We start from the raw sequence: 12,336 nt of genomic DNA on the forward strand, positions 1-12,336 counted from the left end.
TCACAGGGGCGGCATAGTTTATGAAGGAGAAATCGAAACACAACTAAGTTTTTGTTGTCTGCTGCGGGACATTCAGTGGACGTTAAACAGATGCTTGGGTCGGGGAATCTGGACGGGGTTTCAAGACAGAGATGACTTGAAACTAGACAAACCCAGTGAAACAAGAATCCCCCATTATAATCTTTGATTTAACGGTGGGAGTGTCAACAGTATAGAATATGTGTTGATCGTGGGGGGCGGCGAGAATTGCACAGGGCGACCCTAGCCGCTTAGGATAGAATGTGCTCTCGCCGTGACCTACTGCCATGACCTTAACGCTCTACAATACCCAGACTCGCAGCGAAACCCTGTTTACTCCCCTGGAGCCGGGTGTTGTCACCTTCTATTGTTGTGGGGTGACGGTGTACGATGCCTGCCATTTGGGCCATGGGCGATCGTATATTGTTTGGGATGTGTTGCGGCGATATTTGCAATGGCGAGGCTATCAGGTGCGATATGTGCAAAACTTCACGGATATTGATGACAAGATTTTGAAGCGGGCCCAGCAGGATGGGGTGACGATGCAGGCGGTGAGCGATCGCTACATTGCCGAATATTTCCAAGATATGGATCGCCTCAATATTCTCCGCGCCGATGCCTATCCCCGCGTCACCGAACATATCCCCGAAATTTGCGACCTGATCGCCACCCTGATCGATCGCGGTCTTGCCTACGCTGCCGGGGGGGATGTCTACTACAGCGTTGAGCATTTCCCCAGCTACGGCAAACTCTCGGGCCGTAAGTTGGCCGATCTGCAAGCCGGGGCCGGGGGCCGCGTCAGCAGCGATGAGCAGGGCAAGAAACGCCATCCCTTCGATTTTGCCCTCTGGAAGGCGGCGAAACCCGGCGAACCGTCCTGGGATTCCCCCTGGGGAGCGGGGCGGCCCGGGTGGCATATTGAATGCTCGGCCATGGTGAAATCAATTTTGGCGGACACCATCGACATTCACACGGGCGGCGGTGATCTCATTTTTCCCCACCACGAAAACGAAATCGCCCAATCCGAAGGAGCCACCTCTCAACCCCTGGCCCACTATTGGCTACACAATGGCATGGTGAAAATCGGCGGCGATAAAATGTCGAAATCCCTGCAAAATTTCGTCACGATTCAGAGTTTTCTCAAGCGTTATCCTGACCCGATGGTGTTGCGGTTGTTCGTCCTCCAAGCCCACTATCGTAAACCGTTGGATTTCACCGAGGAGGCGATCGCATCAGCGGAAAATGGCTGGCAAACCCTAAAAGAGGGGCTGCGGTTTGGGCTGGACTATGGCGATCGCTTGGGCTGGGAACATCCCGATCGCCGCGAGACGGAATACACCCACCGCTTCCGCTCGGTGATGGATCAAGACCTGAATACGCCCAATGGCTTGGCAATCTTGTTTGAACTGGCGAAGGAGTTGCGCCGGGTCAAAAATATTCTCGTCCATGGGGGCGAGATGCCGAGTAACGCGGGGGATCTAGAAGCCCAGTGGCATACTTTGGTGGAATTGGCGGGGGTCTTGGGGTTAGATGCCACCTTGATGGATGTTGAGCCGGAGCAGTCATCCGGGTTGAGTGATGGGGAGATTGATGACCTGATTGCCCAACGGACAGCGGCCCGGGCGGCGAAAAATTTTGCCGAGAGCGATCGCATCCGCGACGACCTCAAAGCCCAGGGGATCGTTTTAGTAGACACCCCCAACGGCACAACCTGGCATCGAGACTAATTACGTCGGGGCATGGTAACCATGGCCTCGGCTTTAGCGGTTGAACAAGTCAGGTTAGAACCTGGTTGACTGACAAAATTAGCCAGATCCCGGAAAGCCCTCTCCCTAGCCCTCTCCCTTAGGGAGAGGGAACTGGAAAAATGGATCGGCTCCCCTCGCCCTGTGGGAGAGGGGTTGGGGGTATGGATCGGCTCCCCTCGCCCTGTGGGAGAGGGGTTGGGGGTGAGGGCTAATTTTGTCAGCCAACAGGGTCGGAACCCTGTCAACCCTTTGTTAATACTTGTAACAATTCACGCTTAATCGTCATAAAAATTCCGTTGCCGCCTGAATAAGGAGTAATGTACCCGACTATTTTTTGGGTGGGTTAATCATGTCCAGTGCAACCTGTAGCGGTCACGCCTCCTGTCCGAAGTGCGAAAAATACACCATGATTCGGGAGAGTGAAAAAGTTTGGAAATGCCTCAATTGTGACTTCAAAAAAGACTTTTCACCCCCCAAGCCGAAAGATCCCCCGCCCCTGTTTGCCCTCTTTCTATTAGCGGCTGGGGTCGTCGTATTTTTAAACTTTCTCCACGAAACCCGCGATCATCGTCTGCCCTGCGGTTGCCGATCGCCTCAATCCATCACCCCCCTATCCCTATCCCTCCTCAACAACATCCCTCCTCAACAACAAGGAGGCTTAAGCCCCTTGCCCCCCTGATCTGTCCACAACATTGCCCCATAAACCCCCTAAAATGAAAATTCAGTAGAGTTTTGGGACATATATCCCGTAGGAGCAGCAATCGTGGAATCCCGCTATCAAGCCGATGCGATCGAATCGAAATGGCAACAGTATTGGGTTGAACAGGGGTTAGATCACACATCAACCGACCCCAGCAAACCCAAATTTTACGCCCTGTCCATGTTTCCCTATCCCTCCGGGAATCTGCACATGGGCCATGTGCGCAACTATGTCATTACCGATGTGATCGCCCGGTTGAAGCGGATGCAGGGCTATCGCGTGTTGCATCCGATGGGGTGGGATGCCTTTGGCTTACCGGCGGAAAATGCGGCGATCGATCGCGGCATTCCCCCGGCGGATTGGACGTTGCAGAATATCGCCCAGATGCGCGACCAGTTGAAAGAGTTGGGGCTGTCCATTGATTGGGATCGCGAAGTGGCCACCTGTGCGCCGGACTATTACCGCTGGACGCAATGGCTCTTTTTGCAATTTTTCGAGAGTGGCTTGGCCTATCAAAAAGAAGCGGCGGTGAATTGGGACCCCATCGATCAAACGGTGCTGGCCAATGAACAGGTGGACGCAGACGGCAATTCTTGGCGGTCTGGGGCAAAGGTGGAGCGGAAACTCTTGCGGCAGTGGTTTTTGAAAATTACCGACTATGCCGAGGCGCTGTTACAGGATTTAAATCAGCTCGACGGCTGGCCCGATCGCGTCAAACTGATGCAAGAAAACTGGATCGGGAAATCCGTCGGGGCCTATTTAGAATTTCCCATTGTGGGCAGTGATGAGACGGTGGCGGTGTTCACGACGCGCCCCGATACGGTGTATGGCGTGACCTATGTGGTCTTGGCTCCGGAACATCCCTTAACGCAGCGGGTGACGACGAGCGATCGCGCCGCCGCCGTTGAGGCCTTCATCGCCGACATGGCCAACACCAGCGAACAAGACCGCACCGCCGAAGACCGCCCCAAGCGTGGCATCCCCACCGGGGGCAAGGTGGTTAATCCCTTCACCGGCGAAGAAGTCCCGATTTGGATCGCGGATTATGTGCTCTATGAGTACGGAACCGGGGCCGTGATGGGGGTTCCCGCCCACGATACGCGAGACTTTATCTTTGCAACGCAAAATGAATTACCGATTCAAACCGTGGTGATTCCCGACGGTGGCGACAAGGATGAACCCTTGACCGCAGCCTATACCGAGCCGGGGATCATGGTGAATTCTGGCGCGTTCGACGGTACACCGTCCGTTGAGGGTAAAGCGAAGGTGATCGCCTACGCCGAGGCCCAGGGCTACGGTAAAGCCCGGATTCAATACCGGCTGCGGGATTGGTTGATTTCGCGGCAACGCTATTGGGGCTGTCCGATTCCGGTGATTCACTGCCCCAGTTGTGGAACGGTTCCGGTTCCGGCGGATCAGTTACCCGTGGAATTGCCGCGCCAGGTGGAATTTTCCGGGCGCGGGCCGTCGCCCTTGGCGAAGATTGAAGAGTGGGTGAATGTGCCCTGCCCCAGTTGCGGCGCACCGGCCCAGCGGGAAACCGATACGATGGACACCTTTATTGATTCGTCGTGGTATTTCCTGCGCTATACCGATGCGGGGAATGAGCAGACGGCGTTTAGCTCCGAGGCGGCCAATGATTGGATGGCGGTGGATCAATATGTGGGGGGGATTGAACACGCGATTTTGCACCTGTTGTATTCGCGCTTTTTTACGAAGGTGTTGCGCGATCGCAACTTAATCACCATCAATGAACCCTTCAAACGCCTCCTCACCCAAGGCATGGTGCAGGGTCTCACCTACAAAAACCCCAAAACGGGTAAATACATCCCCTCGGATCTCGTCAACCCCGACGATCCCAAAGATCCAAGCACCGGCGATGCGCTCGAAGTCTTTTACGAAAAAATGTCCAAATCCAAATACAACGGCGTAGACCCCAAGGCCGTTTTGGGCAAATACGGGGCGGATACGGCGAGGATGTTCATCCTCTTTAAAGCACCGCCGGAAAAGGATTTGGAATGGGATGATGCCGATGTTGAGGGGCAATTCCGCTTTTTAAATCGGGTCTGGCGGTTGGTGCAGGACTTCGCCGGAACGAAGACCCAGGCGAGTAGCGGCGAGTTCAGTAAAGCTGAGAAGGAATTACGGCGGGCGATTCATGGTGCGATCGCCGCCATTTCCGAAGACCTCGACGGCGATTATCAATTTAATACCGCCGTCTCCGAATTGATGAAACTCAGCAACGCCCTCAACGATGCCCCCTGTGGCGCATCGCCCGTCTATCGCGAAGGTATTCACACCCTGTTACGCTTGCTCGCCCCCTTCGCCCCCCACCTCGCCGAAGAACTCTGGCACCAGTTGGGGCAATCCGGCTCAATCCATCAACAAACCTGGCCCGCAGCCGATCCCGATGCCTTAACCGTGGACGAAATCCCCCTAGTGGTGCAGGTGATGGGCAAAAAACGGGATCTGATCCAAGTCCCCGCCGGAGCCAGCAAAGCCGAACTCGAAGCCTATGCCCGCGCCTCGGACAAGGTGCAGAGCTATCTCCAAGGCAACGAAATCAAGAAGGTGATTATCGTGCCGGGCAAACTGGTGAATTTCGTGATTGTGCCGCGTTAACGGGTGCAAGGGTGACCGATGCATAAAAACAGGCAAGGGGCTTAAGCCCCTTGTTTTCTTCGGGAGGCCGTGATGTAAAAACAGGCAAGGGGCTTAAGCCCCTTGTTTTCTTCGGGAGGCTGTGCAGCGGTGAGCCTCCACAATCCCGCTTCTGAGTGCGGAGAACCCGCCGCATCTGTCGGTTGTCCGCATCCGGATAATTTGAAACAAATTAGGGGAATTTATTTTTCCTGATGGTCACAAGAAACTCCGTATCAGGAAATAGATACCTGACACGGATGTTAATTATGTACAAGTACATTGTAGTCGTACTTTTGACTATTGTTTCAGTTCCCTTTGCCGGACTGAGTAGTTTCGCTCAAGTCTCTGATCTTGAAACTCAGAATGCTCAACTGGTTTTTGAACCCTCAGAAACGTGTGGTGATCACTGTAGCGATCGCGGCAGTGGCCGTCGCGATCAATACAAAGACACAGCAAACGAAATGAAGGAGCGGGGCAGTGGACGACTGGAACCAGACTCAAAAGATAGCAAATAAGGGCATCAGTTAAACCAATCATCAGGGACACAATTGTGTGTCCCTTTTTCATGGCCCATTGTGACAGGATAAATGGGAGATTTACGATCTTTTTGGCAGGGTAAGGGTGTGGGTAATCACTGTTTTTAAGTGGGTGCGATAGCGTTCCCAGGTGTAGATTTCAGCGCGGCGGCGGGCGGCGCGACCCATGGCGGCTAATTCGTCGGGATGTTCAACGCACCATTGCAGACGAGACGCGATCGCCTCAGCATCACCGGCCGGAATCAGCCAGCCTTCAACGCCATCGGTGAGGATGTCCGCTGCGCCGGAATTGGGGGTGGTGATGATCGGGAGACCGCAGGCCATGGCTTCAAGGAGGACGAGGGCGAGACCTTCGATCAGGGAGGGGAGGACGAAAACGCTGGCGCGGTGGTAGTGGTGGATCAGGTGGTGATGGGGGATGGAGGGGTGGTAGGTGAAGCGATCGCGCTCCGGATCGAGCCAACCGGGGGGGAATTCATTAATCCCGACGAGGTGCAATTCCGCCGCGAGGGGTTGGAGCGATCGCCATGCTTGGATGAGGTAGTGAACCCCTTTGCGCGGGCCAACCCGACCAACAAAGAGAATCCGAACCGGGCGATCGCGCTGGGGGGCTGGATAGAGATAATCCACCGGCGCACCAAAGGGAACGACGCTCACCCGGTCAGGGTCAATCCCGGTGGGGGCGAGGGATTGCTTCACTTGAGTAGACGGGACGATGATGCGATCGGCGTGGTGTAACTCGAAATCCTTGCGGGCCAGTTTGGCGGCGGGTTCATGGAGAGAAAGCAGGGCGGGGGCGAGTTCGGGGAAGCGCTCTGCCTCGGCCTGTTGAATCTGTTGGCTGTGGCGGTAGTAGACAATGGGCAGATCATAAAAGCAGGTGAGGCCGAGGGAAGAGGCGATCGCAAACATCGCCGCCGCCCCATCTTCGTAGGCATAGACCCCCGCCCAGCGGTGCAGATGTTGCCGCGCCACCGCCCGATCCACCCCCCGATAGACCCAATCCGTCAGCCGTTGGGGATTGTAACCGCAGCGTTGGGGCAGTCCCGTGCGCAGGAGCAAAAGCCGCAGGATTTCACGCCAGGGATAGGGATAGAGCGGCACGCCGGGAGGAGTCAACCAAGTGCGGCGGCTCAATTCCCGCTCCAGGGCCGGAGCATACCGGGCTAACCCTTGGGCCCAAGGGTGGTTGGGATTGTAGGCGAGGCTGGTGGCGATCGCCCCCAACTCCCCCAATTCCGCCAGCGCTTGAGCCGCCTGCCGCGCAAAAGGATTACCCGTAGGATGAATCAGACCAATCGGCATAGTTTTGTTGTTGCTCATACCATCGCTGCTGCTCGCGCCAATTCTCCACCCGTTCCAACCAGGGCAACATAAAAATAAACCCGGTGTAAAACCAGTAATACAACGAGAACGTATTATGAAACACCATTTGACTGATAAATAAAATCAAGTGAATTAACGTGCCAGCCAAGGCCAAATCTCGCAAAAATCGCCGTTTTAACGCAAAAAAAGTCAGCAATAATGCACCAATAATCGCCACCCGCATCCCATACCAAAACATAAAGCCAATCGGGCCCAACTCCAGCGCCACCCGCCCCATTTCCGGCTCTAAGTCCACCGGGAGCGGACTCCCCGCCGCTAACCCTAACGCCCCTCGCAACGACAGCCCCCCCACATGAGTGGCCCCCGCCCCATAGCCATCTAATCCCGTCAAACTCACTAAATCAAAGGGCCCCACAAAGCCCAGAAAAATTCGACTGCCTAAATCTGAATTAGACGCAACCCGCGCCCAAAATGCTTCCACCACCGACCGAAAGCCAAACCACAAAATCGGCCCCGCCACCAACGCAAAGGGAATTAAACGACCCGTCCAGATCAACAGATTTTCTGGTTTGTTAATCGCCCGCATCCCAAAATAGCCAATTAAAAATAAAATCGCGGTGATCACGGGGGTGCGTGACCCTGTCATGAAACTATTCAGAATCAGCAGGAAAACGGTGCAATATAAAATCAGTTGCCAACGGCGTGATTTAGGAACCGAAAGCAGTGGGATGATCAGACCGAAACAGGAGGAAAGATAACCTTGATAACTGTTGAGGTAGGAGAATGTGCCAGTAATGCGGACATTGAAAGACCCCCCAAAGCCAAAGGTGGCGATCGGCTCATTGCGCCCTGGAATGTATTGATTGATCGGGCTATCAATGGGGCTGAAAAATTGCACAATGCCGAGAATGCCGACGGGAATAAACATGGCAAGGTGATTGCGCAGAAAAATATAAAGTTCTTCTTCTGAGCGGAATAAGGTCGGCAGCATCCACAGCATGGGGATGTAAAACAGATAGGCTTTAACACCGAATAACCCGACAATGACTGATCCTAAGCGAGGATTGAAGGCTTGAAAAAGACACCAACCAGAGGCGAGGAGGATCAGAATCGTGATGAAATTGTTGCGGAGGGGATGGCGGGGTTCGTCGGGATTGGGATAGAAGTAATAGCGGAGATAGGCCCCGAAAAGAACAAAGTCTTTGAGGAAGTAGAGTGCTTCACTGGCTTGAGGTAACACCCATTTCCGCAATGCTCCATCAAAAATCAAGATAAAAAAGACGGATTTCACCGCTCGTCGCCAATCTCGAAACGAGAAATAGATAATGATAGTTAAGACGATAAAGCCAATCAGCAACGTACCCAATGAAAAGTCCTCCCTGGTGAAAAACAAGCCGTAGGATTCTAATGTTTGACTGACTTCTGGTGGGAAGAAAACAAGTCCAAGGGGTAGATGCGGCATAGTGGGGTTCCCATGAATTAAAGACCAGGATGTCAAATCAAATTAACCATGATTTCACGATTTTATCGACTGGAGCGCCTTGAGGTAGCGGCGGGCAACGGTGTGCTGTTGGTGGGCCTGGAGGTGGGGAGGGAGGTGGGTGTGGTAGTGGTTCCATGGGTCGGGGTGGGTGAGGAGGGTGGTGAGGGCGGTGGCGAGAGCGGCGCGATCGCCGTTCGGAACTGTCACACCCCCAGGGCCGATCGCATCCTTTAACCCGCCCTCTTCTGACCCCACCACGACGCAGCCACAGGCGAGGCCTTCGAGGGCAACGATGCCGAAGGGTTCGGGCCAGCGGGAGGGCACGACAAGGATGCGGTGACGATTGAGTTGGGCGGCGACGGCGGCGGGGGGAAGGGGGCCGGTGAAGGTGAGGCGATCGCTCAATCCTAATCGTTCGCCTTGGGCTGCGAGGGCGGCGCGATCGGGGCCGTCGCCGACGAGGGTTAACTGGGGCAAGAGTCCCGCTGGGGCTAAATCGGCGAGGGCATCGAGGAGGAGGTCTACGCCTTTGTCAGAGACGAACCGCCCGACAAAAATCAGGTCGCGATCGCGCCTCGCGGTGGGATCAATCTGAAAAATATCGTCGGCGTAGGGGTTGCCGATCACGATGGCGGGGCTGGGCAGATGGGCGGCGATCGCCTGACTGGCGGCAATATTCACCGCAGCGAAGCGGGTGGCGAAGCGTTTCAGGTGGTCTTGCCAGGCAGTGCATCCATCGGGGCGACGGTACCAGGTTTGATGACTAATCGCCCAAGGTTTGCCCAGGAGCAGGATCGGCCCCAGCCCTTTTAAACTGACACAAATATGCACGACCCAATCTGCTGCCCCCACCTGTCGCCAGAGTTGGATCGCGCTCGGTTGGCGCAGGACGGTGAAGGGGTGCGATCGCGCCGCCGGATCGGGGGTGTGGCAAAGAACGGTGACGCTTTCCCCTAGGGCCGTCCATTCTGTCGCCAACATCTCGGCAACGGCTTCAACCCCGCCGACGCTGGGGCTAAATTGGGGTGAATAGATCAGAATCTTCAATCCTGGTGCTGGCCTCGGAGCGGTGGGTTTGGATCAGGCTAAGGATGCCCAGTTGCGGAAATATCTTCCTAGTGTATCTTGGATGCGATCGCCCCTTCCTGCCCACCGCCGCACTCCCTGCGCACCCACGCAAACCCCACCCGATCTGAAAAAAACGAGGAGCGATCGCCCCTCGTTTTTGCATCAATGCTTAAGGATATTTCAGGATGATTCCGACAATCGTTTGATCCTTAGCGTTTGATGGACTTCGCCATTTGGCGGAACATATTCATGGTGTTGTCTGAAGCATTCCGACGCGGAGTTTCTGACGATATCGGGGTTGAGGAAGAGGCTTCCGGAGTGGATGCCGTGGGCTGCGATTGATCGGCATCCCGTTTTTCCATGGAGTTGATCTCTGTACTGATTTCAAACCCGCCGCCGTTGCCTTTGCTTTTGGGGAATTTGTGGGTGACTTTGTTGGGAGTCCGCATATATTCGATGTCGCCGAAGGTTTTCGCGTCATCGGGATCGAGGAAAAAAGCGCCTTTTTTTGCCATGGTTCAAAGGGTGAGCGATATGTTGCAATTGATTACGAGTTATTAATAATCCTAATGTATTTTGTGAAAAAATGTAACGAAAGATGGGGTGACTTCAAAAAAATCGGGCTTGCTGTGGTCTGAAAAGCCCGGTACAAGCACGATAGCAATCCTCAATCAGATCAGGACAGGCAAGGGGCTGAAGCCCCTTGTTTCTCAAGGCTGAGGAGTTCAAACTCAAAGAGGATTGCTAGATACAGGGGGTCAAGACTCTAGATCTTCGGTGCGATCGCGATCAATCCATTCTGAGAGGTCGCGGGCGATCGCATACCGTAGCTCAATCGGCGCTAAGAATACCGTGATCGATGCCGGTGGTTCCGCTGCTTCAGTGCTGTCGTCCATGGCTTGAAAGGGATCATCCGTGCGGCGATAGACATAGATCGACTGTTCATCAAAACTCAACTGCCCCAACACCAGCACCATCGGCACGATTTCCCCGCGACGATCGACGGTAATCGCAGCTATCGGTTCATCAAGGCCGTATTCCCCTAAATCCTCTGGGGCGACTTCGAGTTGCTGTTGACGCTGACCCTCGGTGAGGATGTTGGTTAAAAACGAAACCGTGGCGGCGTTGGCGATCGCCCGTTCCGGCTCCGTCATCCGCCAGAGATTTTGCGTCCGGGACTGCTGTAGGACGATGTGATCGTCCGGCGTGGTCACAATAATGCGACGAATTTGGGCGACCTCTAAGTCCGGAAAAAGGCGCGATCGCGCCGCGTCCTGTCGCCGTTGTTGCTGAGGGATGACCCCCTCAACCACATACACCACGCCACCCAAAACCAAAGCCGTCAGCACCAACGCCCAAGTCGTGCGGGAAAAATGCAGAGAAAACACAATGATTTTATTGATCTCAGTGAATCTAGTTCAGAACTCAGCGACCCTTAGCACCCTCGATACTTAGCCCCGTGGGGACGACTCTCCTCGGAACAGGTTAGGCAGGTTGATTATCCCCCCCCAAAGCATAGAGGATCGCCATCCGCACCGCTACCCCGCTGGTCACCTGCTGCGACACTAAACTCACAGCCGGATCATCCATTACCTCAGAACTCAACTCCACGCCCCGATTCACCGGGCCGGGATGGAGCACTTTCACCGTCGGGCGGCAGAGTTGGAGGCGATCGCGTGTAATCCCATAGACGCGGTGATATTCCCGCACGGTTGGTAACAAATGCTGCGCCATCCGCTCCCGCTGCAACCGGAGCGCCATCACAAAATCCGCATCCCGCAACGCCGGTTCGAGTTCCCAATGCACCTGCACCGGAGCCAACCGCGCAAACCCTTGGGGCAACAACGTCGGCGGCCCGGCGAGATGCACCTCCGCCCCCGCTGCGGTCAAGCTCCACACATTCGATCGCGCCACCCGCGAATGCAGAATATCCCCGACGATCGCCACCTTTTTCCCCGCTAAGAGCTTCAATCGCGGCGTTTCCTCATCCAGCGTCGTGCAGAGGGTGAACAGATCGAGCAAGCCTTGGGACGGGTGCTCATGTTGACCATCGCCGGCATTGAGCACCCGCACCCCGGATTGAATCCGGTCGAGTTCGGTGGCGATCGCCTGGGGGACACCGGCCTGCTGATGCCGAATCACCATAATATTTGCCCCCATGGCTAGATAGGTTTTCGCCGTGTCGAGAATCGTTTCGCCTTTGGTGAGGGACGAGGTTCCGGGCGCAAAATTGAGAATATCCGCCGAAAGCCGTTTCGCCGCCAGTTCAAAACTGCTGCGGGTGCGGGTCGAGGGTTCAAAAAATAAATTCGCCACCACCTGACCCTGCAAGGCGGGGACTTTTTTCGTCCGTCCGGCCAAAACAGCGCGAAAGCTCGCCGCCGTCTGGAGGATGGCATCGTATTCTGAGGCAGTAAAATCTGCCAAACCGAGGACATGGCGACGAGTCCAAACTAACGTAGCGGGCATAACAGGCGAAAAAAGGGGCAACGCTAACCTATCACTCTTTTGAGGTCACTGTCTGCGGTATGGTGCTCGGATTGCGATCGCCCATCCTCAACTAAGGACAGCGGGGAATCTCAACCACAAACTCCGATCCCTGCCCCGGTGTGGAATGGCAGGTTGACATACTCCCCCACTAAACCCTACGGGCTATAGTGGGGGATTCTGAACCGCCAGTTACCTGACCATTTATCCACTCAAACAACGAGAGTTGCAGAGGGTTGCTAGGCTCAACGACTAACGCCATTGATTTATCCTGATTTCTCAAATCTGTTAATTCAGATTTAGCCGTAACTTTCTGATTATCCACCA

At 55.0% G+C, this 12,336-nt stretch carries 10 protein-coding genes; 4 read left to right on the forward strand and 6 right to left on the reverse strand.

Features of this window, described 5'->3' with window-relative positions:
- Nucleotides 1-305: 305 nt before the first annotated feature.
- From cysS to PN477_RS19550, 4 genes are all read left to right on the forward strand, one after another.
- A complete protein-coding gene (gene cysS, locus PN477_RS19535) occupies nt 306-1,745 on the forward strand; it encodes a cysteine--tRNA ligase (RefSeq protein WP_272120617.1) in 1,440 nt (479 codons plus the stop codon).
- A 370-nt stretch (nt 1,746-2,115) separates the two neighbouring features.
- On the forward strand, nt 2,116-2,445 hold the full coding sequence (locus tag PN477_RS19540) for an eL43 family ribosomal protein (RefSeq protein WP_272120620.1): 330 nt from the start codon (nt 2,116-2,118) through the stop codon (nt 2,443-2,445).
- Nucleotides 2,446-2,529: 84 nt separating this feature from the next.
- Complete coding sequence (leuS, locus tag PN477_RS19545; protein ID WP_272120623.1) at nt 2,530-5,088, forward strand: leucine--tRNA ligase; 2,559 nt, start codon at nt 2,530-2,532, stop codon at nt 5,086-5,088.
- Between the two features lie 314 nt (nt 5,089-5,402).
- Nucleotides 5,403-5,624, forward strand: coding sequence for a hypothetical protein (locus PN477_RS19550; RefSeq protein ID WP_272120626.1), 222 nt, complete (start codon nt 5,403-5,405; stop codon nt 5,622-5,624).
- Between the two features lie 81 nt (nt 5,625-5,705).
- Here the strand turns inward: PN477_RS19550 and PN477_RS19555 are convergent, their stop codons facing one another.
- The 6 genes from PN477_RS19555 to PN477_RS19580 form a co-directional block, all read right to left on the reverse strand.
- Nucleotides 5,706-6,950, reverse strand: a complete 1,245-nt coding sequence (locus PN477_RS19555; protein ID WP_272120628.1) for a glycosyltransferase family 4 protein — start codon at nt 6,948-6,950, stop codon at nt 5,706-5,708.
- Entirely contained in the window at nt 6,919-8,337 is a 1,419-nt protein-coding gene (wzy, locus tag PN477_RS19560; protein WP_272120631.1) for an O-antigen polysaccharide polymerase Wzy, read from the reverse strand. Before wzy ends, PN477_RS19555 begins: the two co-directional genes overlap by 32 nt.
- A 150-nt stretch (nt 8,338-8,487) precedes the next feature.
- A complete protein-coding gene (locus PN477_RS19565) occupies nt 8,488-9,501 on the reverse strand; it encodes a glycosyltransferase family 4 protein (RefSeq protein ID WP_272120635.1) in 1,014 nt (337 codons plus the stop codon).
- Between the two features lie 230 nt (nt 9,502-9,731).
- Entirely contained in the window at nt 9,732-10,037 is a 306-nt protein-coding gene (locus PN477_RS19570; protein ID WP_272120640.1) for a hypothetical protein, read from the reverse strand.
- A gap of 243 nt (nt 10,038-10,280) precedes the next feature.
- Nucleotides 10,281-10,910, reverse strand: a complete 630-nt coding sequence (locus PN477_RS19575) for a DUF4340 domain-containing protein (protein ID WP_272120642.1) — start codon at nt 10,908-10,910, stop codon at nt 10,281-10,283.
- A gap of 97 nt (nt 10,911-11,007) precedes the next feature.
- Complete coding sequence (locus tag PN477_RS19580; protein ID WP_272120644.1) at nt 11,008-11,991, reverse strand: aspartate carbamoyltransferase catalytic subunit; 984 nt, start codon at nt 11,989-11,991, stop codon at nt 11,008-11,010.
- Between the last annotated feature and the right edge of the window lie 345 nt (nt 11,992-12,336).

Origin of the sequence: Spirulina subsalsa CS-330, assembly GCF_028330765.1 — a bacterium.
In the GTDB taxonomy this organism is placed as follows: domain Bacteria; phylum Cyanobacteriota; class Cyanobacteriia; order Cyanobacteriales; family Spirulinaceae; genus Spirulina; species Spirulina subsalsa_A.

What these genes read in the sequence shown, in the direction of transcription:
- cysS (WP_272120617.1), top strand. Translation starts at nt 306, where the DNA reads ATGACCTTAACGCTCTACAATACCCAGACTCGCAGCGAAACCCTGTTT.
- PN477_RS19540 (WP_272120620.1), top strand. Translation starts at nt 2,116, where the DNA reads ATGTCCAGTGCAACCTGTAGCGGTCACGCCTCCTGTCCGAAGTGCGAA.
- PN477_RS19555 (WP_272120628.1), bottom strand. Translation starts at nt 6,950, where the DNA reads ATGCCGATTGGTCTGATTCATCCTACGGGTAATCCTTTTGCGCGGCAG.
- PN477_RS19570 (WP_272120640.1), bottom strand. Translation starts at nt 10,037, where the DNA reads ATGGCAAAAAAAGGCGCTTTTTTCCTCGATCCCGATGACGCGAAAACC.
- PN477_RS19580 (WP_272120644.1), bottom strand. Translation starts at nt 11,991, where the DNA reads ATGCCCGCTACGTTAGTTTGGACTCGTCGCCATGTCCTCGGTTTGGCA.